Here is a 23,040-nt window from a genome sequence, read left to right on the forward strand (position 1 = left end):
GCCGCGGTGTCCCGGGCGGACAGGCGGCCGGCGCGCAGCACCTCGGCCGCCAGCGCGGCGCCGCGGCGCCGCTCCGCAGCGGCGCCGGCCTGCACCTGGAGCCAGGAGAGGAACAAGTCAGGGTCGGCCCGGTCCGGCGCGGCTGCGGTGTCGAGCTCCAGCGTGGCCGTTTCGGTTTCCGCCCGGGCAAGCAGGAGGTCGAGCTGATTGTTGAGGCCGGCGACCTCGGTGCGGGCGGCCTGGGCCTTCCGGACGAGTTCCTGTTCCACGGCCTCGAAACGCTGGGTACCGAAGAGGCTCTGCAGCAGCTCGAGGCGGTCGGTGGCCTTGGAGCGCAGGAAGGCGGCGAAGTCGCCCTGCGGGAGCATCACCACGCGGGTGAACTGGTCCCGGTTCATGCCAAGGACGTCGGTGATCTCGGCGCCAGCCTCGTCATTGCGGCCGGACTTTTCGATCCATTCGCCGTCGACGCGTTCCCGGAGCAAGGTATTGGCCTGTTGCACGGTGAACCCGTTCCGGCCCCGGGTGCTGGGTTTGTCCCAGGCGGGGGAACGGGAGACTTCGAAGTGCCGCCCGCGGGCGGAGAATTCGCACGTGACGCGGGGCTCGGCTGCGGGCTCGGCGTGGTCGCTGCGCAGCCGCTTGCCGTCCTGCCGCGCCCCGGGCACGGAACCGTAGAGCGCGAAGCAGATGGCGTCCAGGACGCTGGTCTTGCCGGCCCCCGTGGGACCGTTCAGCAGGAACAGCCCGTGGGCGCTCAGCCGGTCGAAATCGATGTGTTCGGTGGCGGCGAACGGTCCGAAGGCGGAAATCTCCAGACGGTGGATCCTCACAGCGAAATTCCTTCCAGGCGCACGGATTCCAGGGCTTCGGCGAGGACCGCCGCCTCACCGACGTCGGCGTCCCGGCCGCGGACGTGTTCCAGGAAACCGCAGCAGACGGAGAGGTCGTCCTCGGCCTCGGCGAGCCTGCTGCTGTAGCTGGTTGTGGCGGCGGCACCGGCACCTTCCGGGTCGAACCCCAGCACCAGGGTGTCGGGGAACCGCGAGCGCAGCCGTTCCATCGCCTGCGCCGGTCGCTGGGCGTCGGTCAGGGTGATCTGGCAGTACGCGGATTCGGCCCAGGCGTGGTCCTCAGCCAGGAGCAAGTCCTCCAGTTTGCCGCGCAGCACGGCCAGGGTCCGGGGCGCCTCCCACAGCACCTCGCGGACCGCGCCGATGCCGGCCGTATCGACGTCCACGAGCCAGCTGCCCTTCTTGTGCCGCGCTTCGGAGAAGGAGTACGCGAGCGGCGAACCGGAGTAGCGGACGGCGGGAGTGAGTTCCTGCCGGCCGTGCAGGTGGCCCAGCGCCGTGTAGCCGAAGCCGTCGAAGAGGTCCAGCGGGACAGCGCCGACGCCGCCGATGCTGAGGTCCCGCTCGCTGTCGGAACTGATGCCGCCGCTGGCGAAGGTGTGCGCGAGCACCACGGAATGGACGGTCCGGGTTCCGGCCCGGGCTGCAAGGTCGGCGCGGATTCGGGCGGTGGCGGCCCGGGTCACCTCGAAGTGGCTGGCGGTGTCGGCGCCGAGCTGTTCGGCCACCAGCCGCGGTTCCAGCCAGGGAATGCCATAGACGGCGAGCACCGGTCCGGCGTCCGGATCAGCAGCGTCGAGCGGAAACAGCACAGGCTGGTCCAGCTCGGTGAGCCGGGTGCGCAGGTGCACTCCCCCGCGCTCCAGCAGCCGGGAGGCGAAGCCGAGCCGGATGGCCGAGTCGTGGTTCCCGCTGGTCAGCACCACCTCGGCGCCGGCGCCAGTCAGGCCCACCAGGGCATCGTCGAGCAGGCGGACGACGTCGACTCCGGGCAGGGCGCGGTCGTAGACGTCGCCGGCGATCAGGACGACGTCAACTGCCTCGTCCCGGACGAAGGTGATGAGCTGGTCGATGAAGGCGCGCTGGGCATCGAGCATCCCGACGCCGTGGAACGACCGGCCCAGGTGCCAGTCCGATGTGTGCAATAACCGCATGTTCCTACGGTATCGGCTGGCACCGACAGGATTGCGCCACCGCTCCGGGACAGCAACGTGGGGTCACTTCCGGCCCGTCCCGGGGCGTGGGATGGGCCGGAAGTGACCCCGCGTTGCAGCTGGGGGTCCGGTGCGGGGGTGCGGGCTATTCGCCGCGCTTGTCGAAGAAGTCGCGGGCCTCATCCTCGCCCACCGCATCCGCATCAGCCGTGTCGGCCGTGTCGGCCGTGTCGGCCGTGCCAGCCGTTCCAGCCGTGTCCGGCGCCGGAACCGCGGCCGGCGTCGACTGGGCGGAGCCGCGGAACACCAGTCCGGCCACGGCCGCGCCCACCAGCGGTGCAACCCAGAAGAGCCACAGCTGCCCGAGCGCGTCGGGGCTGCTGAAGAGCGCCGACGCCGTGGCGCGCGCCGGGTTGAAGGGCGTGTTGCCGGGCGCCTGGCCGAACTGCAGAAGCACGGCCATGGTCAGGCCGACGGCGAACGGTGCCGCAAACCGGGACGGGTTGCGGGCCGAGGTGGTGCCCAGGAAAACAGCCACCAGCAGGGCGGCGCCGAGCACCTCGATAAGCAGCACCCCGGCCAGCGGGACCTGGATGATCGAATTCTCGCCGAACCCGGCGGTCACCGTGTCAAAGGCGGTCCTGGTGTCGGCGATGTTGGGGACGGTGCGCAGGATCGCGAAGAGCGTCACCCCGGCTAGCAGTGCGCCCGCCAGCTGCGCGCCCACGTAGGCCGCGGCGTCAACGGGCCTAAGGCGGCCCGCGATCGCGTTTCCGGCCGTCACCGCGGGATTGAAGTGCCCGCCGGAGAGGTACCCGAACGCCAGCATCACCGCGGTCACCGCCAGCCCCGCGGCCAGCGAGGCGGCGAGCGGGTTCGACTGCGGGATGGTGAACAGCGGAACGCCCAGGCCGGCGACCACCACGAAGAAGGTCCCAAAAGCCTCGGCGGACAGCCGGCCCAACAGGCCGGGACGGGCCGGATCCGGAGTGCCGGCCGGCCGGCCGGCCGGATGACGCGGGGGCTGACGCAGGCGTGATCATGTGCTGGAATTCCTTTGCTTGGGGTCAGCGAGCAGTCTGCCAGCGGAGTCTGGACGTTGGCTGGACCCGGGGTCAGCGTCCCAGCGCAATCGCGGCGACCGCGCTGCCGCCCAGCACGACCACACCGGCGGCGGCCCAGCGCATGAGGGAGCCCGGCGGCCCAGCGCATGAGGGAGCGCGGCGGCGCGTCGGAGGAGTCCCGGAGCTGCGGTGCCCGGGCCAGGACACAGAGGCACAGCACCACGGTGGCCACCACCGCCGTCAGGGCGCAGACCCCCAGATAGTCAGCGGTTCCCTCCCCTTCCCAGGCGGCGGAGCCGGGGGCGGGAGAGGATGCTGCGACCGCCCAGATGCGCCAGATCAGCACGTCGGCCGCACAGAGTGCCAGCAGCGTCCGGGTCCAGGACAGGGAGGTCCGCTCCGGCTGCAGCCCGGGGTCCCGGACGGCCGCGGCACTCACCGCGCCACCAGGAGCAGCACGGCCAGGATGAACGCCGCAGCCGCTACCCCCACCGTCATCACGAGCATCACACCGGAAAACGGCAGCTCGCGGTTGGTGCGCATGGCCACTTCCATCTGCGCCCAGCGGCGGTAGGCCACGACGGCCAGGACGGCGCCGATGATCGCCAGCGCCACGCACATGGAGATCCGCAGCGGTGCGGGGGCGATGTCCGGGAACAGCTGGTCTATGGCCAGGGACCCCACGATCAGCGCCAGGGAGGTTCTGATCCAGTCCAGGAACGTCGTCTCCTTGGCAAGCGAGAACCGGTAGCCAGGGGTGGATCCGGTCTTTCGCGACGCTGGTACGCGCATCCGTCCCCTGCTGTCCCGGTGTTGACTTTCGCGGCGCCGTTTGCTGATGTCCGGCACCTGTCCGCGGCCGGGGGTAAAATTCTGAGTCATGAGCACCGAGCCCGTCACTACCCCCGGACCGCCCCCGGCCCCGTCGCACGCCTCCCGGATCCACGGGTGCCTGTTGGGCGGTGCGCTGGGTGATTCGCTCGGGTACGCCGTCGAATTCGACGACATCTCCGCCATCCGCGGCAGGTTCGGCCCGGACGGTCTGCAGGACTTTTCCGCGCTCGACGGCGGCAGCCACTTTTCGGACGACACACAGCTCACGCTCTACACCGTGGACGGGCTGCTGGAGGCGCTGGAGTGGGCCAACTCGGGCGTGGGCGCGGACACGAACGCATGCCTGTGGCTCGCGTACCTGCGCTGGCTCGCCACCCAGGATGTTCCGGTCCCGGAGGCAGCGCCGTTCCAGCCGCCCCGCTGGATCGATTCCCACGCCGTCCTCAAGCACCGCCGCGCCCCGGGCAACGCCTGCCTGAGCGGACTGTCCACCGGGGAAATGGGAACGTTCTTCCGGCCCGTCAACCCGGAGTCCAAGGGATGCGGCACGGTGATGCGCTCCGCCCCGTTCGGCCTCATCCCCTACATCGCCGCCGACGCCATCTACAAGCTCAGCGCCGACGCGGCCTCGCTCACCCACGGGCACCCCGCGGCCCGGCAGAGCGCCGGGATCTTCAGCCTCGTCATCCATGCCCTGACCGCCGGGCAGGGCCTGCGCGAGGCGGCGCATTACGCCCTCGGACAGCTGGACGCCGGCCACCTGCGCAAGGGTGAGGAACCGGACCCCGATGTTGTCGCAAGGCTAGGGGCCGCCCTCCGGCTTGGCGCCGCAGGCGCGGTGCTGGAGCCCGAGGACCTGGTCCGCGAGCTCGGCGAAGGGTGGGTGGCGGAGGAGGCACTCGCCGTCGCGCTGTATGCGGTCCTGGCCACGGAACCGGGTCGGACGGCGGCTGCCGGGCACCCGGAGGCGCACTTCCGCGCGGCCATCGCCGTCGCGGTGAACCACAGCGGTGACAGCGACTCCACCGCCTCGATTGCCGGCAACATCCTGGGCACGTTTTACGGCGAGGACTGCCTTCCGGCGCAGTGGCTCGCAGCGCTGGAGGCCCCGGAGGTCATCCGGGGAATGGCGTCGCAGCTGGCGGCGGTCACCGGAGCCTGACCTGCCATTGGCCCGGCGCCAGGCGGTGCGCAGGGCCGGGTGCCCCGGCGCTCGCCGGTGCGTGGGGCCGGCAGGTGCGGGGGGCGAGCCGGTGCGCGGGGGCCGGGTGGCCCCGGCGCTCAGTCGCGGCGGAGCGAGATGTTGTTGCAGGCCTCGCACACGTCCTCGGGGATCAGGCCGCGGCGCTGCAGGAAGCCGAAGATGGCGCAGCCGAGGCAGAACCCCGCGAACGCTTCCAGTGACGCGGCGATAATCAGGACCGCGAGCAGAATCCAGGCGGCCGGCGCCAGCCCCACGGCCAGCAGCAGGGCGGCCGCGGTGGACACGGCCGCGCCGATGCCCTGCGCGAAACGCTTCGGCGGGCCCGGGACCAGCCGGGTCTTCCCCAGCCGCGGCGTCAAGACCTTGACGGACAGCTGGGCCAGCGGTGAGATCCGCGGGCCGAACGCCACGCGCAGCCAGAACCCCGCGGCGATGACGGCCAGTCCCCAGCCGAAGCCGGTCAGCAGCGTCACCACGGACAGCAGCACCACGAGTCCTGCAGTGATGCGGGCCGCGTACTCATTGACCGGGTTCGGAAACGCGAAGACGGTCCGCCAGCTGATTCCGTCCCGGGCAGGCGCGGATGCCGGAGGTGCCGCGGTCAGTTTGCTCATCGTCCAAGGCTAGGAGCATGACCGCCCCGGGCGGAATGATTGTTGCGCAGTATGACCCCGGGCTCTCCCGGGGCCGGCTGGGTCAGGCAATCGCCGCGGAGGCGACGTGGCCGCCCACCATCTGCAGGAATTCGCCCTCGGAGAGGACCTCGATCCGCTGGCCCCGTTCATGCAGCTCCAGCACGCGCCGGGCCTTGCCGGTGAGGCGGCCGGAACGCAGGTCGGCGGCCACGAACCCGTCCCCCACCACCAGGACGGTGGTGCGGGCCGTGACCCGGCTCTCCGGCCTGGCGCCAAGCTCGGCGGAACGGATCTTCGCCTCGGGGCGGGTGATGGCGAGTTCGCCGGTGAACACCACGGTCTGGCCAAACAACGGGTGGCCGGGCTCGGCAAGGGCGCTCGGCAGCGGATTGGCGCCCTCTTCCGGCCAGCCTGGCTGGTAGGCGCGGACTGGAGCCGCCGCGGCCGGTCCGCCGGCCAGTGCGTCCAGGGCCGACTGACTGGCCTTGGAGAGCGGGTCCCGCAACGGGTCGAAGGCCCCCTGGCGCGACACTGTCAGTCCCAGGGACAGGAACAGCTCCGCAATGCTGCCGGCACCGTTGCGCGCAGCAATGTCGATCAGGATCCCGGCGCACGCCCGAGCGTCCTCGGCGGCGTCGTGGTGGTTGACCAGCGGAACTCCGGCCTCCTCGGCCGCGTACGGCAGGGAATTGGATACCAGGGAGTAGCAGCGGCGGGAGAGCATCACCGTGCAGACATAGTCATAGGCCGGGCCCGCAAGGCCGGAAACCTCGAGGCCGGAGCGGATCACACCGAGGTCGAAGGCGGCATTGTGGGCGGCGAGCACATCGCCGCCGATGAAGGCGCCGATCTCCGGGAAGAGCTCACCAAAGCGCGGCAGCCCGGCCACCTGTTCAGGCCTGATGCCGTGGATCCGGACGTTGTGGTGGTCGAAGCGGTCGTGGTTTTCCGGTGGCCGCATCAGCCACGAGGCCTCCTCGACCACTTCTCCGCCGCGCACCTTGCTCAGGCCAACAGCGCACGGTGAACCGCGGAAGCCGTTCGCGGTCTCAAAATCGATCGCCGTAAAGTCCAAACCCACGCTCCAACTTTACCGCCGGATTCCGGCCCGCCCGCACCGGCAGCGCCCGTGCCGCGCACATGACATCCTCTGCGCCGCGTCGTTTACCTGGCCTGTGCCCGTCTCCCGGAAGCGCCCGACGGCGGCCGTCCAGTACCCTTGACAGGTGAACCTTTTAGCTTTGAGCGACTTTGCCGTGTCCACAATCGGCGGCGCAGGCCCGGTACAGCCGCAGCTGGCCTCATTCCTGCCCGACTGGCTGAACCCCCAGGTGTTCCTGGCCGACCCCGCCCTCGCGCCCTGGGTGGTGCTGCTGGTCTGCGGCATCATTTTCGCTGAGACCGGCCTGCTGATCGGTTTCTTCCTGCCGGGCGATTCGATGCTGTTCACGGCCGGACTGCTCGTGGCCACCGGGACCATCAAGGTCAATATCTGGGCTTTCGTCGGACTGATCATCATCGCAGCTATCATCGGGAACCAGATCGGCTACCTGATCGGATCCAAAGCCGGCCCGGCCATCTTCAACAAGCCCAACTCCCGGCTCTTCAAGCGGGAAAATGTGGAAAGCGCCCACGCCTTCTTCGAGAAGCACGGCGGCAAGGCCCTGATCCTGGCCCGTTTCGTGCCGATCATCCGGACCTTCGTCCCGGTGATCGTGGGCGTCGCGCAGATGGACAAGCGCAAATTCTTCCTGTTCAACGTCATCGGCGCCGTACTGTGGGGCGGCGGCGTCACCCTGCTGGGCTACCTGCTGGGCGATACCTTCCCGTGGGTCCGCGAAAACCTGGACATCATCTTCATCATGATCGTCCTGGTCTCCGTCATTCCGATTGGCGTTGAGGTCGCCCGCGGCTTCATCGCCAAGCGCCAGGCCGACAAGTACGGCACGGACGTCGTCGAGGAGTTCTTTGAGGAGCACGAGCCCGAAGAGGAACGCAAGACCCCGTAACTCCCGTTCCGGGCAGGCAGTCCGGACAGGCGGTCCGGACAGGCGGTCCGGACACAACAGCCCAAACCGAAGGCGCCCCACAGTGTGGGGCGCCTTCGATTGTTAACGCACGTGCTGCCGCGGGCCGGGCTACCTCCCGGACAGCGCCTCCACGATCGCCGGAAGCAGCGCCCGGAACGCGTGCCCGCGGTGGCTGATGGCGTTCTTCTCCGCCGGACTCAGTTCCGCGCAGCTGCGGTCCAGACCGCTGGGTTGCAGCACCGGGTCGTAGCCGAATCCACCGGCCCCGCGCGGTTCGCGCAGGAGCGTCCCCTCGAGCTGCCCGTACTCCACGACTTCCCGGCCCCCGTCCGGGGCAGAACCTCCGCCGGAACCGGGCACCGCCAGCGCTGCAGCGCAGACAAACGCGGCGCCGCGGTATTCGTCGGGAACGTCGGCCAGCTGGTCCAGCAGCAGCCTCAGGTTTGCGGCGTCGTCCCCGTGGCGGCCCGCCCAGCGGGCCGAGAAGATGCCGGGCGCCCCGCCCAGCACGTCGACGGCGAGGCCGGAGTCGTCGGCGATCGCCACGAGCCCGGTCGCCTGCGCCACCGTGCGGGCCTTGAGCAGCGAATTCTCGGCGAAGGTGACACCGGTCTCGGCGACGTCGGGGGCGCCTACCGCGCCCGCATCCACCACCTGGGTGTCGACGTCGAGGCCGGGGACCTGCCCGCGCAGCAGTTCACGAAGCTCCCGGAGCTTGCCCTGGTTGTGCGTGGCGAGCACCAGCACCGGCGTGGCGCCCTGCGGGGCTGCGCTGTGCTGGGCAGCGTTGTGCCGGTCAGCGCCGGCTGTCACGGGGCTTCCGCCAGGGTTTCGCGCTGGATCGCGGCGAGCTGCTCGGTGCCCATCAGCGCGAGGTCGAGCAGTTTGTTGAGCTCGTCGCGGTCGAAGGGGGCGCCCTCGGCAGTGCCCTGGACTTCTACGAACTTACCGGAGCCGGTGACGACGACGTTCATGTCGGTCTCGGCCCGGACGTCCTCCACGTACGGCAGGTCCAGCATCGGGACGCCGTCGATGATCCCCACGGAGACGGCCGCGATCGTGTCGACCAGGGGCTGGGCGTTGCGGGCGATCATCTTGTTCTCGCGGGCGAAGCGGATGGCGTCGGCCAGCGCCACGTAGGCGCCAGTGATGGCGGCGGTGCGTGTTCCGCCGTCGGCCTGCAGGACATCGCAGTCCAGCACGATGGTGATCTCCCCGAGGGCCTTGGTGTCGATGATGGAACGCAGCGAGCGGCCGATCAGCCGGGAGATCTCGTGCGTGCGGCCGCCGATTTTCCCCTTGACGGACTCGCGATCGGAGCGGGTGTTGGTGGCGCGCGGCAGCATGGCGTATTCGGCCGTGACCCAGCCGCGGCCCTCGCCCTTGAGCCAGCGCGGGACGCCCACGGTGAGGGAGGCGGTGCAGAGCACCCGGGTGTTGCCGAACTCGATCAGGGCCGATCCCTCGGCCTGCTTGGACCAGCCGCGGGTGATGCTGATCGGACGGAGCTGATCCGGGGTACGGCCATCGGCGCGGATGAGGGGGGCAGTCAGGGCTTCGGAAGTCATGCCTCCAGCTTATCGACCCTTACCGGGACGGAAGAGCACCTTCGGCCGGTCCGGACTGTCCGGGCTGTCCCGACCACAGGAGGGTCCGCTCAGATCGTGTAGTGCACGCCTGCCACGGCCACGGCCACGTGCTGGCCGAAGACGCCCTTGGCCTCGGCCATGACGGTTGTCGGGGACGTCCAGACCGGAATATGGGTCAGCAGCAGCCGCCGGGCACCGGCGGCGACGGCGGCCTCCCCGGCCCGCTTGCCGGTCAGGTGCACGTCCTTGATGCCGTCGTCGCGGCCTTCCTCGAACGCCGCCTCGCAGAGAAACAGGTCGGCGTCGCGGGCCGCGTCCTCGAGCCCGGCGCAGGAGTCGGTGTCGCCCGAATAACTCAGGACCCGGGTGACGGGGCTGCCGTCCTTGTCCGGTTCGGTGACCTCCACACGGAGCGCGTAGGCCTCCTCCACCGGGTGGTTGACGGCGAACGGGGTGACCGTGAACGGGCCCATCGTCACGGGCTTGCGTTCGGACCAGTTGCTGAAATCGAATTCCTCATGCATGCCCGGGTCCAGTTCCAGGCCGTAGGCGGTGGCCATCCGGTCGGCGGTGGCGGCCGGCCCCCAGACCGGGATCCTGCCCCGTCCCCAGCCGCCGGGCTTCCAGCGCACCGCGACGTGGAGACCGCACAGGTCCATGCAGTGGTCCGGGTGCAGGTGGGTGAGGAAGATCCCGTCAATGTCCTCGAGGTCCGTGTAGCGCTGGATAGCACCGAGCGCGCCGCTGCCGAGGTCCAGGACGATCTTCCAGTTCCGCCCGCCGTCGCTGGCGGTCAGCAGATAGCACGACGCCGGCGAGCCCGGCCCCGGAAAGGATCCGGTGCAGCCCACGATGGTCAGCTTCACAGCAGTGTCCCCCTGCCCGCGGATCCTCCTACGAAGTTGGAGATCCGGGGGCGGCCCGCGCCGGCCTGCGCGGCGGCGATCATTTCCGGCGTGATCCGCGCCAGGCTGCCCGTGGGGTACTGGGCCGCGACGTGGTCCACGTGGCGGACGCTGAGCACCTCGGGTCCGAGGAAGCGCCGGGCGAGGTGCTCGAACTGTGCGGCGTCCCCCGTGGCGATGAAGTTGTGGGACGGGGCGGCGGCGTCGGTCCGTTCCAGCCCGCGGGAGGCCAGGGCCCGGTAGACGTCCTTGGCCGTCTCCTCGGCGCTGGAGACGAGTGTGACGTCCTCCCCCATCACGTAGGAGATAACGCCGGTGAGCAGCGGATAGTGCGTGCAGCCCAGCACCACGGTGTCCACCCCGGCGGCCCGGAGCGGCTCCAGGTATTCGCGGGCGACGGCGAGCAGCTCCGGCCCGGTGGTGATGCCGGCCTCGACGTAGGGCACGAAAGCGGGGCAGGCCGCGGAGGTGATGTGCAGGTCCGGGGCGGCGGCGAAGGTGTCCTCGTAGGCGCGGGAGCCGATGGTGGCCGAGGTGCCGATGACCCCGACGCGGCCGCTGCGGGTGGCGGCGACGGCGCGGCGAACGGCCGGCTGGATCACTTCGATGACGGGAATCCCGTAGCGGGCGGTGTAGCGTTCCCGGGCGTCCCGCAGCACGGCGGCGGACGCGGAGTTGCACGCGATGGTCAGCAGCTTCACGCCGGAGTCCACGAGTTCATCCATCACGCCCAAAGCATTGGCCCGGACCTCGGCGATGGGCAGCGGACCGTAGGGGCCGTTGGCCGTGTCGCCGACATAGAGGATGGATTCGTTGGGCAGCTGGTCGATAATGGACCGGGCCACGGTGAGCCCGCCGACGCCGGAATCAAACACGCCGATGGGACGTGATCCCATCCGGGCGGTCTGGCTGCTGGCGGTGTTGCTCGCTGAGGAGTCCGCAGCAGCTCCCGCTGCCGGATCCATGCTCGATGCTGAAGTCATGATTATTCGAGGATAGGGCTTAGCCGGGGGTGCGGCCATCTCATTGTGTCGTCCGACTCATGTCGAATGTGTCACACGCGGCCCTGGCCTGGGTCCTGCCGTCGCACGCAGGGCAGCACCGAAGCTCCGCGGATGTAATGATCCTCAGGGCCTCGCTGGCGTCCGGGCCACTGCCGGGATTCATCGCCCCAGGCGGCCCCGGATTCGCCGGAGACCTGCCCGTTCGCCGTATTTTTCCGGCGATTCGCTAGGTTTCCGGCGAATTCGGGGCAGATACGACCGAGTCACCCAGGGGACATAGCAGAGCCGGCAGGCCCCTGGGTGGTTCGCCCGGTTAGGTCTCCAGGGACTGCAGCATCGCCTGGACCAGGGATTCCTGCAGCCAGGTGGTGAAGTTGTAGACCAGGGCCAGGTAGCTTTCGACGTCCTCGGCCTGGGACCAGTCCTGCATCAGGTGCACGTGCCCGGCGTCCTCGTCGTCGCGGATGTCCAGGCGTTCGGCCAGCACCAGCCGGACGTCGTTGAGCGCCATGGACCAGTGCCGCGCGTCGGCGGGGGTCAGGACCAGCTCGTCCTTGTCCAGTCCAAGGGACGCCGCTTTCAGCGCGCCGATCTTGCTCTCGCGCAGCGATCGCTCGGTGTAGCGGCGGAACTCCAGCGAGGCGGCGTCGTCGTTCTTCGAGACGTTCGGGAGCAGCCGGCGCAGGGCCCGGTCCGAGGGCTCGCGGGCCTCGGCGTCGAGACCGACGAGCGCGGCGAGGGGGTCCTGGTTGGCGCGCTCCTCCGGCTCGAGCATCGACACCACGTCGCCGAAGAGGCTGCGCAGCAGTTCCCGTTCGGCCGGTTCCAGGTAGCCGGTGATGCCCTTGACGCCGTATTTGAATGCCTTAGCCACGTTTTCCTTTGCCCTTGCCTGATCCCGAACCCGAGCCGCCGCCGGTGGCCTTTTCCACCGTGGCCCAGAGGCCGTAGCCGTGCATCGCGACCGCGTGCTGCTCCACCTGCTCCTTGCTGCCGTGCGCGACGATGGAGCGCCCCTTCTTGTGGACTTCGAGCATGAGTTTGTTCGCTTTGGCCTCGGAATAGCCGAAGTAGCTGCGGAACACGTAGCTCACGTAGCTCATCAAGTTCACCGGATCATTCCAGATCACCAGGTTCCAAGGAATGTCCGGGGCGGACAGGACATCTGTCGACGTCACTGTTCCGGTCTGGGTGCTCTCCTGGGTGTCAGGGCCGAGCGCAACGCTGAGGGTCATCTGTCCATTCTATGGGGATGCGCACTAGAGTGAATTCGTGAGTTCATCAGCTGGCTGGGACCGTCCCCGCACGTCCCTGTACACCGACCATTACGAACTGACCATGCTGCAGGCAGCGCTGCATTCCGGCGCCGCCCACCGCAAGTCAGTCTTCGAGGCCTTCGCCCGGCGCCTGCCCGACGGGCGCCGCTACGGCATCGTCGGCGGTACCGGCCGGCTGCTGGAGGGCATCGCGGACTTCCGCTTCGGCGACACCGAAATCGACTTCCTCCGCCGCACCAAGGTGGTCAACGAGCAGACCCTGGACTACTTGGCCGGGTTCTCCTTCTCCGGCGACATCTGGGGCTACGCGGAGGGCGAGGCCTACTTCCCGAACTCCCCCATCCTCATCGTCGAATCCACCTTCGCCGAGGCCTGCATCCTCGAGACCTACATCCTCTCGATCCTCAACCACGACAGCGCCATCGCCTCCGCGGCCTCGCGCATGATCACCGCGGCCGGCAGCCGCCCCTGCGTGGAAATGGGCTCGCGCCGCACCCAGGAGGAATCCGCCGTCTCCGCTGCCCGCGCCGCCATCATCGCCGGCTTCGACAGCACCTCGAACCTGGAGGCCGGCCTGCGCTACGGGCTCAAGACCGTAGGCACGGCCGCGCACTCCTTCACCCTGCTGCACGACACCGAGCGCGAGGCCTTCGAGGCGCAGATCGCCTCGATGGGCGCCGGCACCGCACTGCTGGTGGACACCTACGACGTCGAGGCGGCAGTGCGCACCGCCGTCGAACTGGCCGGTGACAAGCTGGGCGCGGTGCGCCTGGACTCCGGGGACCTGGTCGCGCAGGCGCAGTGGGTGCGCCAGCTTTTGGACGAGCTGGGCAATGAGCGGACCCGCATCATCGTCACCTCCGACCTCGACGAGTTCGCCATCGCGGCACTGCAGTCCGCCCCGGTGGACTCCTATGGCGTCGGCACCTCCCTCGTCACCGGTTCCGGCGCCCCTACGGCCAGCATGGTCTACAAGCTGGTCAGCCGGACCGACGACGGCGGCGACTTCGTTCCAGTTGCCAAGGCCGCCAAGAACAAGACCAGCAAGGGAGGGCGCAAGTACGCGCTGCGCAAGCTCAACGAGCGCGGCACTGCCACGCAGGAGATCGTCGGCGTCGGCCACCGCCCGGAGGACGACGGCAATGACCGGCCGCTGCTGCAGCAGTTCGTCAAGAACGGCGAACTCCTGCCCGGCTGGACCGGTCCGGAGGGTGTGCTCCGCGCACGCCAGCGCCACGCGGACACCATGAAGGAGCTTCCCGCTGTCGTCAACCGGCTGCAGCGCGGCGAAGCAGCCATCCCCACCATCTACGAGGAGAACTGATGTCCCGCGCCCTGATTATCGTCGACGTCCAGAACGATTTCTGTGAAGGCGGCTCCCTGGCCGTCGAGGGTGGGGCGGACCTCGCCGGCGCCATCAGCGAGTACGTTGACGCCCACCACGGTCAGTTTGACCACGTCGTGGCGACCCAGGACTGGCATATCGATCCGGGCGCGCACTTCTCGGACGACCCGGACTTCGTCGACAGCTGGCCGAAGCACTGCGTGGCCGGAACCCGCGGGGCCGAGCTCCACCCGGACCTGGACACCGAATACATCCAGGCCTACTTCCGCAAGGGCCAGTACACCGCGGCCTACTCGGGCTTTGAAGGGCTGCTCGCTCCGGACGACGCCGTCCCCTCCGGGGACCGGAAGCCCGGCGCCATGCCGGCCGCCGGAAGTTCTTCCGACAGCGGGGCAGGCGACGCCGAGGCTGCCGGCAGTGGCTTCGCCGGCAGTGAATTCCCCGCAGGCGAGGACACGATCGGACTCGACGACTGGCTGCAGAGCCACGACGTCGAGGACATCGTGGTCGTCGGGATCGCCACCGACCATTGCGTCAAGGCGACCGCGCTGGACGGCGTGCAGGCCGGCTACTCCGTGACCGTGCTGCGGGATCTGACCGTGGGGGTCGCCGAGGACCTGGACGACGCCATCGCGGAGATGGAACTCGGCGGGGTCGACATCGCCTGAGCGGCTGCCGTGCTGGCCGTCATCCCTGACGGGAAAGCGGCGCCGTCGAAGTAGACTCGAAATCCCTGCCAGTATCGTCTGACCAGTAAGAACCCCGGAGTACACCATGAAGAAGACCCTGACCGTCCTGATCATTGCCGGGGCCCTGCTCGGCGCTGCCGGCTGCTCGGCCGCCCCGCAAGACACCACTGCCGAGACCTGCGCCCGGGTCCAGACCGTCGGCGCGGGACCGACGTCCGCTGAGGACAAGGCGGGGATGATCCGCCTCGCCAACCGCCTCCGGCCCATCGAGGCCAGCGCGTCCCAGGAAATCCAGGCTCCGCTGCACTCCATCGTCGAATTCCTGGATGAGTCGGCCAAGGAAACTCCGGACACCACCAAGCTCCAGGAGATGCAGGGCAGCTACACCGCTGCCGGCCAGACCCTCACCGAGCTCTGCGGCGCGGGCGGCCAGTAGCGGCAGGCTTGCGTCCGCGGGACATCGCAATAAAGCCGCGACGAACGCGCAGAAAAGTCGCATAGAAATGGGACCGGGGTCGGACTGAACAGTCCGGCCCCGGTCCCTTGTGTGTGCCGGCAGCTACTTCCGGCCGATGAACCAGTCCTGCAGCTTCCGCAGCCGGGTCTGCAGCTGTGCCTCGTTGGCCTGGGCCACCGCCGGGCCGCCGCAGACCGTCCTGAGTTTGGTGTGGATGACGCCGTGCGGCGTCCCCGTGCGGGCGGACCAGGCCGCGACATTCTTCGCCAGTTCGGTGCGCAGGTCCATTAGCATGCGGTGGTCCGGCACGGCCGGTACTGCGGCAGCTGCCGCACCCTGCGGGGCGCGCGCGTTCTTGCGGCTGAGCTGCTCGTGCTGGCGCTGGCGCAGCAGCGTGCCGACCTGTTCGGCGTCGAGCAGGCCGGGAATCCCGAGGAAGTCCAGCTCGTCCTCGGAGCCCACCTCGCCGCCGGTGCCGAACTCGCCGCCGTCGAAGAGCACACGGTCAAAGGAGGCCTGCGAATCCAGGGCCTCGAACTTGCCCTTCGTCAGCGAATCGGAGGCTTTCTCCTCACGGTTCGCCTCGTCCATGAGGGAGTCTTCCGGGTTGAACAGGCCGTCCCCGTCCTCCTTCTCCGGGCGGTCCAGGGCGTGGTCCCGCTCGGCCTCCATGGAGTTCGCCAGCGCCATCAGCTGCGGCACGGAGGGCAGGAAGACCGACGCCGTCTCGCCCCGTTTCCGGGCGCGCACGAAGCGCCCCACGGCCTGGGCGAAGAACAGGGGCGTGGCGATGGACGTCGCGTACACGCCGACGGAGAGCCGCGGCACGTCCACGCCTTCGGAGACCATGCGCACGGCCACCATCCAGCGCTTCTCGCTGGCAGTGAACTCCTCGATCTTGCTGGAGGCCTTGGCGTCGTCGGAGAGAATCACCGTGGGCGACTCGCCCGTGATTTTCTTCAGCTGTCCGGCGTAAGCGCGCGCGTCCTCATGGTCGGTCGCGATGACCAGCCCGCCGGCGTCCGGAACACTCCGGCGCACCTCGCTGAGGCGTTTGTCCGCCCCGGCAAGCACCGCGGGGATCCAGGCGCCCGCGGGATTCAGCGCGGTCCGCCAGGCCTGGGAGGTGACGTCCTTGGTGACCGCCGACTCGCCGAGCGAGGCCGCCATCTCCTCGCCGCCGCTGGTGCGCCAGCGCATCTGGCCGGAGTAGGCCATGAACATGACGGGACGGACCACGTGGTCCCGGAGTGCGTTGCCGTAGCCGTAGGTGTAGTCCGCCTTGGACCGTCGGATCCCGTCCCGGTCCTCGGCGTATTCCACGAAAGGGATCGGCGAGGTGTCGGAACGGAACGGCGTACCCGTCAGCGAGAGCCGGCGCGCAGCGGGTTCGAAGGCTTCGCGGAGCCCGTCACCCCACGACAGCGCCTCGCCGCCGTGGTGGATTTCGTCGAGGATGACCAGGGTGCGGGCGGCCTCGGTCTTGGCCCGGTGCAGCATCGGCTTGCTCGCAACCTGCGCGTAGGTGACCGCGACGCCGATGAAGCCGCGTCCGTGCTGGCCGTCGGCGTTCTTGAAGTTCGGGTCGATGGCGATGCCCACCTTTGCGGCGGCGTCGGCCCACTGCCGCTTCAGGTGGTCCGTGGGCGCCACGATGGTGACGCGGTTGACGATGTTGGCCTCAATCAGCATGGAGGCGACCCGGAGCGCAAAGGTGGTCTTGCCGGCGCCGGGCGTGGCGACCGCCAGGAAGTCCCTGGGGTGGGAGCTGAAGTAGCTGTCCAAGGCTTCCTGCTGCCAGGCACGGAGCTTCTGCGCGGTGCCCCAGGCTGCCCGCTCGGGATACGCGGGGGGAAGCACGGGTCCGCCGAAGAGTGTCTCGGTCACTTAGGTGCCCTCCATTCCGCGCACCGCTGCCGCTGCCGGAGAAACCCTAATAAGCACAAAAACACCAATCTTTTCGGATGAACCGTAAGCAATCACCGGCCAGCGTGGACCGGGCATCATTCACCGGGAGAACCGGGGTCCCCGGCGCACCGCGGCACGCCTGAGGGCCGGGGCACGGTGACCCGCGGAACCCCGGCGTTGCCGCCTTTGTGGGGCCGCGCTATTTGTCGCCGGAGCCTTTGCCGCCGCCGCCGCCGGGCCGGAGGCCCTCATAGACCTCTTTGCATTCCGGGCAGACGGGGAACTTCTTCGGATCGCGGCCCGGAGTCCAGACCTTGCCGCACAGGGCGATGACGGGATCGCCGGACAGCGCGGATTCCATGATCTTTTCCTTGCGGACATAGTGCGAGAAGCGTTCCCGGTCACCGGGTTCCACTTCCTGGCGCAGTTCCTCGCGCTCGATGGTGGCCGTCGACGTCCCGGCTCCGGAGAGCTCGCGCATCGGGTCGTTTTCGAGAGGATCGGTCATGCTGTTCATGAGACCCATCTTAGCGGCTGGATCGGACGGCGGTGCGACGGGAGGGCCTCGGCATGGAGGCTTTGCCGCCGGCACGAGGCCCTACAGGCCCTGCCACGACGGCTTGTTCTCGTAGCTGTGCCGGTAGTAGTCGGCGAGGCGCAGCGACGACGCCGCCGCCTCGTCGAGCAGGACTGTGGCGTGCGGGTGCAGTTGCAGCACGGAAGCCGGGCAGATGGCGGCGACCGGTCCTTCCACGAGGTCACGGACCGCCTGGGCCTTCTGCGCGCCGGTGGCGATAAGGATCACATGCCGGGCCTCCAGGATGGTTCCCAGCCCCTGCGTGACGACGTGGTGCGGAACCTTGGACAGGCTACCGAAGAACCGTGCATTGTCCCGGCGTGTCTGCTCGATCAGGGTCTTGATCCGGGTCCGCGAGGCTAGGGACGAACCGGGCTCGTTGAACCCGATGTGGCCGTCGGTGCCCACGCCCAGCAGCTGCAGGTCCACTCCCCCGGCGCCGCGCAGGGCGTCTTCGAAGGAACGGCAGGCGGCCGGGATGTCCGCGGCTGAGCCGTCCGGTCCCAGGACGTTCGCCGGGTCGATGTTCACGCGCTCGGTGAATTCACGCCGGATCACTTCACGGTAGGACTCCGGGTGGCCCGGCGGCAGCCCCACATACTCGTCGAGGGCGAAGCCGCGCACCCGGCTGAAGTCCAGGCCGTCCCGTTCGTGCCGCAGCGCCAGTTCGTTATAGACCGGCAGCGGGGATGTACCGGTGGCCAGGCCCAGGACGGCGTCGGGTTTGCGCCGGAGCAGAGCCCCGATCGCATCCGCCGCGAGGGCGGCAATCGGCTTGCTGCCGGAGAGAATGACGACTTCCATGGCCCTGCCTCTGCTTTTGCCGTGCCCGTGCCCGTTGCCGGGCCCCCTGCCGGATGTGCCCTAGCCGGGCCCCCTGCCGGATGTGCCCTAGCCGGGCCCCTTGCCGGATGTGCCCTAGGGGCAGGGTATCCCAGTCCCGGCCACCGCGCGCGGGTCAGCGGTTGACGGCCAGCTGGGCCAGCAGTTCCGGCCCCCGTGCGTCGAGCCATTTCCCGCCCAGCCGGACCCCGGCGGCGAACAACGCGAGCCCCAGGACCGGGCCGAGGACCAGGTTGATCCAGCCGGGGGCAGCGCTGCCGGTGACGAACTGTGCCGCCAGCAGCGCCGTTTCGGGGACGACAAGCAGGAGGAGTACCCCCATGCCGCCGAACTGCACCGCCAGGGTCTGCGCCACATTGCCGGGCGGCTTCTTGAAGGGGCTGTCCCCGGGCAGCGGCACCGCGGCGGTGTAGCGCGCCGATACCACCGAGGACAGGCCCATCCCGCTGAACAGCACCCCGAGGGACAGCCCGAGCACACCCGGCAACAGCTGCCAGTCCGCGCCGAGCAGGAACGGCAGAACGCTGAGCGCCAACACCACCGGCAGGGCAAAGACCAGGCACGCCACGGCACGGCCCAGCCGGTCCTGGACCCCGCTTACTCCCGTGGAGAGGTGCAGCGCGAAGGCGGTGTTGTCGTAGGAGACATCCGCTGAGATCGACCAGGCCAGCAGGAACGCGGTCAGCGGACCGACGAAGAGGAGCATCCCGTAGGAACCCGTCTGGCTGGCCTGGAACAGGAACAGCACGGGCAGCAGCGGCACGACGACGAGGGAGCCCGAGTACCGGGGATCCCGGAGCCAGTAACTCAGGCACCGTGCCGCGACCGCGCCTGTCGGCGTCGCGGGGAACAGCCCGAAGAAGCCCAGCCCGCCGGCTCTCTTCCTGGACGTGCCGGCATAGGGCGGCGTCACGAGCGCCCGCTGCAGCAGGGCTTTCCAGCACAGCGCGAGCCCGGCCAGCGTGGCAAGCGCGACCAGGAACTTGATGGCCGCGGCGCCGTAGCTTCCCGCGGCCATCTCACCGCCCAGGGACCATGCGGCACCGGCCGGGGTCCAGGACAGCGTCCGGGCCAGCCCGGCCAGGAAGTCTCCGGAGCTCGCAATCCCCTCGGCGACACCCGCCACGATCGGTCCCATCAGGACCAGCGGAATCAGGAAAATCACGGCGCTGGCATCCCTGAACCGGCGGGAACTCGCCAGCCCGGCGGTGGCGGTGGTGACCACTTTGGACAACACAATGCAGCTCAGCACCCCGAGGAACGCCCCGACCAAAGCGCCCGCCGCTCCGGGAAGGCTCCGGGACCAGGTCCCGACCGTGCCCAGCGCCACCAGTGTGGTCGCCGTGCCCGGGATTCCGATCAGCCCGCCGAGGGCCAGCCCGGCCAGCAGCTGCGGCGTCGGCACGGCGAAGGTAGTGAACCGTGCCGGGTCCAGGGTCAGGTCGGCGGCGGAGGCAACGACCGGGACGACGGCCCAGCCCAGCAGCGCCGCGGCACCGCCCAGCACGACGACGGTCTGCGCCACGCCGGCATCCGCCCCGCGCAGGAACAGCAGCCCCGTGATGCCGAGCGCCACGAGCCCCAACGCGTACAGGGCGCCGATGCCGAGGCCCACCAGCTGCCACGGGCTGCGCCGGACGCTGTTCCGGAGCAGGGTCAGCTTGAGCCTTAAAAGGTGCGCAACCATTCCAGCCCCTCCGTATGGCTGCGGCCGCCGACCAGCTGGACGAAGCGGTCCTCGAGGGTCTCTCCCGCGCGGACGGCGTCCACGGTCCCGGCGGCGAGGACCCGCCCCGCGGCGACGACGGCGACGTGGTCGCACATCCGCTGGACCAGGTCCATCACGTGGCTGGAGACAATGACGGTGCCGCCGGAGGCCACATAACGGTCCAGGATGTCGCGGATGTTGGCGGCCGAGACGGGGTCCACGGACTCGAACGGCTCGTCCAGGACCAGCAGCCGGGGCGCGTGGATCAGCGCCGAGGCGAGGGCGATTTTCTTGGTCATGCCGGCGGAGTAGTCCACCACCAGCTTTCCGGCCTCCGGGCCCAGGTCCAGGGCGGCGAGCAGTTCCCTGACGCGTGTGGCCACGACGTCCTTGTCCATGCCGCGCAGCAGGCCGGCGTAGCTGACCAGTTGCTCGCCGGTCAGCCGGTCAAAGAGCCGGACGCCGTCCGGGAGGATGCCCATCAGCTTCTTGGCCTCCAGGGGCTGCCGCCAGACATCCACGCCGTGCACGAACGCCGTGCCGAACTCGGGCCGCAGCAGTCCGGTGGCCATCGACAGCGTGGTGGTTTTGCCGGCACCGTTCGGGCCGACGATCCCGTAGAAGGAACCCGCCGGGACGTCAAGGCTGATGCCGTCGACGGCGATCTTGTCGCCGAAGCGCTTGGCGAGCCCGCGCAGTGACAGGGCGGGAACAGCCTGGCCCGCCTGGTTTTCGGGGGCAGGCGGACGCGGTTGCTCGAAAGTCATGTCGTTAGACTAACTGCACGGGTGCGCGGAGGGGATCGTCCCTAAGGCGTACCCCTTCCGGCGGACCCCCGTCCCGTTAGAAGGAGTGGCGGGGAATGGCGCGTTCGTACTGCGGCGGCCACGCCACGTCCTGGCCCAGTTCGAAGGCGGCCCGCAGCCACCAGTGCGGATCCCGGAGGGCGGCACGGGCGATGAAGACACCGTCAGCCTGGCCTGTGGCGACGGCGTGCTCCGCCTGGCCAGCCGAGGTCAGCAGCCCAACGGTGCCGGTCTTGACCCCGGTTTCACGCCGGATCCGCGCGGCGAAGCCGGTCTGGTAGCCCGGTCCCACCGGGATCTTCTGGTAGGCAACGGCGCCGCCGCTGGAAACGTCCACGAGGTCCACGCCGTGGTCCGCGGCCGCCCTGGCCATCCGTACGGAGGCCTCGACGTCGATGCCGCCCTCAGCCCAGTCGGAGGCCGAGATCCGGAGCAGCAGCGGCATGGAATCGGGAATGACGTTCCGTACGGCATCGATCACGGCGAGGGTCAGGCGGTTCCGGCCCGTCTCGTCAGCGCCCCAGCGGTCAGTGCGGTCGTTGACGAGCGGGCTTTGGAACTGGTGCAGGAGGTAGCCGTGGGCGCCGTGGATTTCGATCGTGTCGAAGCCGGCTCCGACGGCCCGGACCGCGGCGGCAGCGAAGTCGGCGATGACGCCCTCGATCTGCCCCTCCGTCATTGCCGAGGGGGCCTCGTAGCCGTCAAAAGCTCCCGCGCCGGGTCCCACGGTGGGCCAGCCGCCGTCGTCGGCCGGCACGGTGCCCTGCTTGCCGGAGAAGGGCCAGTAGGAGGATGCCTTCCGGCCGGCGTGCGCCAGCTGGGTGCCGATCTTGGTCTCCGCCGTGCCGTGACGGTGCACGAAGGAGGTGATCCGTTCCCATGCGGCCGCCTGGTCGTCGTTGTAGAGCCCGGCGTCCCGGGGGCTGATCCGCCCGGCGGCGTTCACGGCGGCGGCCTCGGTGAGGATCAGGGCTGCCCCGCCGGTGGCGAAGGAACCCAGATGCATCAGATGCCAGTCGTTGGGCACGCCTTCCCCGGTTTCCGGCCCGCAGCTGTACTGGCACATGGGAGAGACCCAGCCGCGGTGCTGCAGGTGCAGGGAGCGCAGTTCCAGCGGCGCGAAGAGGGCGGAACCCACTAGAAGAGCACCCGGGCAAGGTTCTGGCGCGCCTTCGCCACCCGGTCGTCGCCGGTGCCGACGACGTCGAACAGTTCGAGCAGCCGGACCCGTGCCGTTTCACGTTCCGGGCCGAAATTCCTGCCGATGAACGCGACGATCCGGCCGAGGCCGTCCTCCACGTGTCCCCCGGAGATGTCCAGGTCGGCCACGCTGAGCTGGGCCTCCAGGTTGTCCGGTTCGGTGGCGGCCTGCTGGCGCAGCGCCGCGGTGTCCGTGGCGGAGAGGGGCTGGAGCCGGCCCATCAGCTCCACCTGCGCGAGCCCGGCCTTGGCCTCGGCATCGGCGGGCATTTCGAGAAGGGCCTGGCGGTAGGCGTCGGCGGCCGCGGCGTAGTCCCCGGCCTCGATGGCGTCGAACGCTTTCTGGTGCAGGGGTGGCAGCGGCGGAGCCTCAGGCTCGGGTGCGCCGGGTCCATCCGTGCCGATTTGTCCGGCCACACCGTTGGCGGCTGCGACCTTGAGCAGTTCGTCCAGCAGGCTGCGGACCTGCGGTTCCTCGGCGCCGCCCTGGAAAAGGGGTATCGGCTGGCCGTTGACGAGGGCCACGGCGGTGGGAACGGCCTGCACCTGGAAGGCCTGGGCGAGTTGCGGGAACACTTCGACGTCGGCGGCGCCGAGGACCAGCCTGCCCCCGTAGCTGTCCACGATCCGTTCGAGGACGTCAACCAGGTCGGCGGAGCCGGGCGAGTAGGCCGCCCACAGCGCCACGACGACCGGGACCTGGGCGGACAGTTCCACGAGTTCCTGGAAATTGGCTTCGGTGATGTCAACCCGGAGCGGACGGCGGGGGTATTCCGCGTCGCCGTTGCCCGCGGCAGGTGCGCCGGGCATCCCCGGTGCGCCGGCCGGCGGCGCGGCAGGCGGCGCGGCAGGCGGCGCCGCAGGGCGCTGTTTCAGCGAGGACAGGTCGACCGCGCCCCGCAGGTTGAGCGGGTTGGCGGCAGCTGGCGGGACCGGGCGGGAAGCTGGCGAAGTCAT

25 protein-coding genes are annotated in these 23,040 nt (G+C 69.6%); 5 read left to right on the forward strand and 20 right to left on the reverse strand.

From position 1 onward, the window contains the following. The 5 genes from ACZYZ3_RS18625 to ACZYZ3_RS18645 all read right to left on the reverse strand — a co-directional run. A partial coding sequence (locus ACZYZ3_RS18625) for an AAA family ATPase (protein WP_463965279.1) occupies positions 1-833 on the reverse strand: 833 nt, incomplete at its 3' end. Continuing rightward, positions 830-2,008 carry an exonuclease SbcCD subunit D gene (locus tag ACZYZ3_RS18630; protein WP_463965280.1) on the reverse strand — a complete coding sequence of 393 codons (1,179 nt, stop codon included), beginning with the start codon at positions 2,006-2,008 and terminating at the stop codon, positions 830-832. The genes ACZYZ3_RS18625 and ACZYZ3_RS18630, both read right to left, overlap by 4 nt. 145 nt (positions 2,009-2,153) lie before the next feature. After that, on the reverse strand, positions 2,154-2,963 hold the full coding sequence (locus tag ACZYZ3_RS18635) for an MIP/aquaporin family protein (protein ID WP_463965305.1): 810 nt from the start codon (positions 2,961-2,963) through the stop codon (positions 2,154-2,156). Continuing rightward, on the reverse strand, positions 2,846-3,511 hold the full coding sequence (locus ACZYZ3_RS18640) for a DUF202 domain-containing protein (protein ID WP_463965281.1): 666 nt from the start codon (positions 3,509-3,511) through the stop codon (positions 2,846-2,848). The genes ACZYZ3_RS18635 and ACZYZ3_RS18640 overlap by 118 nt, the downstream gene beginning before the upstream one ends. Further along, the gene (locus ACZYZ3_RS18645; protein ID WP_463965282.1) at positions 3,508-3,864 is read right to left on the reverse strand and encodes a YidH family protein; all 357 of its coding nucleotides are present in this window, start codon (positions 3,862-3,864) and stop codon (positions 3,508-3,510) included. Before ACZYZ3_RS18645 ends, ACZYZ3_RS18640 begins: the two co-directional genes overlap by 4 nt. An 88-nt stretch (positions 3,865-3,952) precedes the next feature. Here ACZYZ3_RS18645 and ACZYZ3_RS18650 point away from each other — a divergent pair, with 88 nt between their 5' ends. After that, a complete protein-coding gene (locus ACZYZ3_RS18650) occupies positions 3,953-5,068 on the forward strand; it encodes an ADP-ribosylglycohydrolase family protein (RefSeq protein ID WP_463965283.1) in 1,116 nt (371 codons plus the stop codon). A gap of 119 nt (positions 5,069-5,187) precedes the next feature. Here the strand turns inward: ACZYZ3_RS18650 and ACZYZ3_RS18655 are convergent, their stop codons facing one another. Next, positions 5,188-5,724 carry a DUF4395 domain-containing protein gene (locus ACZYZ3_RS18655; protein WP_463965284.1) on the reverse strand — a complete coding sequence of 179 codons (537 nt, stop codon included), beginning with the start codon at positions 5,722-5,724 and terminating at the stop codon, positions 5,188-5,190. An 82-nt stretch (positions 5,725-5,806) separates the two neighbouring features. Further along, a complete protein-coding gene (locus ACZYZ3_RS18660) occupies positions 5,807-6,826 on the reverse strand; it encodes a 3'-5' exonuclease (RefSeq protein ID WP_463965285.1) in 1,020 nt (339 codons plus the stop codon). Between the two features lie 160 nt (positions 6,827-6,986). On the opposite strand from ACZYZ3_RS18660, the gene ACZYZ3_RS18665 reads away from it, so the two are divergent. Next, a complete protein-coding gene (locus tag ACZYZ3_RS18665) occupies positions 6,987-7,754 on the forward strand; it encodes a VTT domain-containing protein (protein ID WP_463965306.1) in 768 nt (255 codons plus the stop codon). A gap of 129 nt (positions 7,755-7,883) precedes the next feature. On the opposite strand, the gene rdgB is transcribed toward ACZYZ3_RS18665, so the two are convergent. From rdgB to clpS, 6 genes are all read right to left on the reverse strand, one after another. Next, positions 7,884-8,522 (reverse strand): RdgB/HAM1 family non-canonical purine NTP pyrophosphatase, encoded by a 639-nt coding sequence (rdgB, locus tag ACZYZ3_RS18670; protein WP_463965307.1) that lies wholly within the window; start codon positions 8,520-8,522, stop codon positions 7,884-7,886. Between the two features lie 62 nt (positions 8,523-8,584). After that, positions 8,585-9,343 (reverse strand): ribonuclease PH, encoded by a 759-nt coding sequence (rph, locus tag ACZYZ3_RS18675; protein ID WP_463965286.1) that lies wholly within the window; start codon positions 9,341-9,343, stop codon positions 8,585-8,587. A gap of 89 nt (positions 9,344-9,432) precedes the next feature. Further along, positions 9,433-10,230, reverse strand: coding sequence for an MBL fold metallo-hydrolase (locus ACZYZ3_RS18680; RefSeq protein ID WP_463965287.1), 798 nt, complete (start codon positions 10,228-10,230; stop codon positions 9,433-9,435). Further along, a complete protein-coding gene (gene murI / locus ACZYZ3_RS18685) occupies positions 10,227-11,252 on the reverse strand; it encodes a glutamate racemase (protein ID WP_463965288.1) in 1,026 nt (341 codons plus the stop codon). Before murI ends, ACZYZ3_RS18680 begins: the two co-directional genes overlap by 4 nt. Positions 11,253-11,586: 334 nt before the next feature. Further along, complete coding sequence (locus tag ACZYZ3_RS18690) at positions 11,587-12,147, reverse strand: DUF2017 domain-containing protein (protein WP_463965289.1); 561 nt, start codon at positions 12,145-12,147, stop codon at positions 11,587-11,589. After that, positions 12,140-12,508, reverse strand: a complete 369-nt coding sequence (gene clpS / locus ACZYZ3_RS18695; RefSeq protein WP_282382477.1) for an ATP-dependent Clp protease adapter ClpS — start codon at positions 12,506-12,508, stop codon at positions 12,140-12,142. Before clpS ends, ACZYZ3_RS18690 begins: the two co-directional genes overlap by 8 nt. A 37-nt stretch (positions 12,509-12,545) precedes the next feature. On the opposite strand from clpS, the gene ACZYZ3_RS18700 reads away from it, so the two are divergent. From ACZYZ3_RS18700 to ACZYZ3_RS18710, 3 genes are all read left to right on the forward strand, one after another. Beyond that, entirely contained in the window at positions 12,546-13,874 is a 1,329-nt protein-coding gene (locus ACZYZ3_RS18700; protein WP_463965290.1) for a nicotinate phosphoribosyltransferase, read from the forward strand. Further along, complete coding sequence (locus tag ACZYZ3_RS18705) at positions 13,874-14,563, forward strand: isochorismatase family protein (protein WP_463965291.1); 690 nt, start codon at positions 13,874-13,876, stop codon at positions 14,561-14,563. Before ACZYZ3_RS18700 ends, ACZYZ3_RS18705 begins: the two co-directional genes overlap by 1 nt. A gap of 106 nt (positions 14,564-14,669) precedes the next feature. Next, entirely contained in the window at positions 14,670-15,020 is a 351-nt protein-coding gene (locus tag ACZYZ3_RS18710; protein WP_463965292.1) for a hypothetical protein, read from the forward strand. 123 nt (positions 15,021-15,143) lie between these two features. On the opposite strand, the gene ACZYZ3_RS18715 is transcribed toward ACZYZ3_RS18710, so the two are convergent. The 7 genes from ACZYZ3_RS18715 to ACZYZ3_RS18745 form a co-directional block, all read right to left on the reverse strand. Continuing rightward, entirely contained in the window at positions 15,144-16,928 is a 1,785-nt protein-coding gene (locus ACZYZ3_RS18715; RefSeq protein ID WP_463965293.1) for a DEAD/DEAH box helicase, read from the reverse strand. A gap of 220 nt (positions 16,929-17,148) precedes the next feature. Further along, a complete protein-coding gene (locus ACZYZ3_RS18720; RefSeq protein ID WP_463965308.1) occupies positions 17,149-17,457 on the reverse strand; it encodes a DUF3039 domain-containing protein in 309 nt (102 codons plus the stop codon). Positions 17,458-17,547: 90 nt separating this feature from the next. Continuing rightward, a complete protein-coding gene (gene nagB / locus ACZYZ3_RS18725; protein ID WP_463965294.1) occupies positions 17,548-18,330 on the reverse strand; it encodes a glucosamine-6-phosphate deaminase in 783 nt (260 codons plus the stop codon). Positions 18,331-18,484: 154 nt separating this feature from the next. Beyond that, positions 18,485-20,056 carry a transporter gene (locus tag ACZYZ3_RS18730; protein ID WP_463965295.1) on the reverse strand — a complete coding sequence of 524 codons (1,572 nt, stop codon included), beginning with the start codon at positions 20,054-20,056 and terminating at the stop codon, positions 18,485-18,487. After that, positions 20,038-20,844: an ABC transporter ATP-binding protein gene (locus ACZYZ3_RS18735; protein WP_463965296.1), complete on the reverse strand. Its 807-nt coding sequence runs from the start codon at positions 20,842-20,844 to the stop codon at positions 20,038-20,040. Before ACZYZ3_RS18735 ends, ACZYZ3_RS18730 begins: the two co-directional genes overlap by 19 nt. A 76-nt stretch (positions 20,845-20,920) precedes the next feature. After that, a complete protein-coding gene (locus ACZYZ3_RS18740) occupies positions 20,921-22,021 on the reverse strand; it encodes an NADH:flavin oxidoreductase/NADH oxidase (protein WP_463965297.1) in 1,101 nt (366 codons plus the stop codon). Beyond that, positions 22,021-23,040 (reverse strand): tetratricopeptide repeat protein, encoded by a 1,020-nt coding sequence (locus ACZYZ3_RS18745; RefSeq protein WP_463965298.1) that lies wholly within the window; start codon positions 23,038-23,040, stop codon positions 22,021-22,023. The genes ACZYZ3_RS18740 and ACZYZ3_RS18745 overlap by 1 nt, the downstream gene beginning before the upstream one ends.

Source organism: Pseudarthrobacter linnaei, from assembly GCF_055412825.1.

What these genes read in the sequence shown, in the direction of transcription:
- ACZYZ3_RS18655 (WP_463965284.1), bottom strand. Translation starts at nt 5,724, where the DNA reads ATGAGCAAACTGACCGCGGCACCTCCGGCATCCGCGCCTGCCCGGGAC.
- ACZYZ3_RS18745 (WP_463965298.1), bottom strand. Translation starts at nt 23,040, where the DNA reads ATGACTTCGCCAGCTTCCCGCCCGGTCCCGCCAGCTGCCGCCAACCCG.
- ACZYZ3_RS18730 (WP_463965295.1), bottom strand. Translation starts at nt 20,056, where the DNA reads ATGGTTGCGCACCTTTTAAGGCTCAAGCTGACCCTGCTCCGGAACAGC.
- ACZYZ3_RS18650 (WP_463965283.1), top strand. Translation starts at nt 3,953, where the DNA reads ATGAGCACCGAGCCCGTCACTACCCCCGGACCGCCCCCGGCCCCGTCG.
- ACZYZ3_RS18705 (WP_463965291.1), top strand. Translation starts at nt 13,874, where the DNA reads ATGTCCCGCGCCCTGATTATCGTCGACGTCCAGAACGATTTCTGTGAA.
- ACZYZ3_RS18735 (WP_463965296.1), bottom strand. Translation starts at nt 20,844, where the DNA reads ATGACTTTCGAGCAACCGCGTCCGCCTGCCCCCGAAAACCAGGCGGGC.
- clpS (WP_282382477.1), bottom strand. Translation starts at nt 12,508, where the DNA reads ATGACCCTCAGCGTTGCGCTCGGCCCTGACACCCAGGAGAGCACCCAG.
- ACZYZ3_RS18645 (WP_463965282.1), bottom strand. Translation starts at nt 3,864, where the DNA reads ATGCGCGTACCAGCGTCGCGAAAGACCGGATCCACCCCTGGCTACCGG.
- murI (WP_463965288.1), bottom strand. Translation starts at nt 11,252, where the DNA reads ATGACTTCAGCATCGAGCATGGATCCGGCAGCGGGAGCTGCTGCGGAC.
- ACZYZ3_RS18720 (WP_463965308.1), bottom strand. Translation starts at nt 17,457, where the DNA reads ATGACCGATCCTCTCGAAAACGACCCGATGCGCGAGCTCTCCGGAGCC.
- ACZYZ3_RS18630 (WP_463965280.1), bottom strand. Translation starts at nt 2,008, where the DNA reads ATGCGGTTATTGCACACATCGGACTGGCACCTGGGCCGGTCGTTCCAC.
- ACZYZ3_RS18710 (WP_463965292.1), top strand. Translation starts at nt 14,670, where the DNA reads ATGAAGAAGACCCTGACCGTCCTGATCATTGCCGGGGCCCTGCTCGGC.
- nagB (WP_463965294.1), bottom strand. Translation starts at nt 18,330, where the DNA reads ATGGAAGTCGTCATTCTCTCCGGCAGCAAGCCGATTGCCGCCCTCGCG.
- rph (WP_463965286.1), bottom strand. Translation starts at nt 9,343, where the DNA reads ATGACTTCCGAAGCCCTGACTGCCCCCCTCATCCGCGCCGATGGCCGT.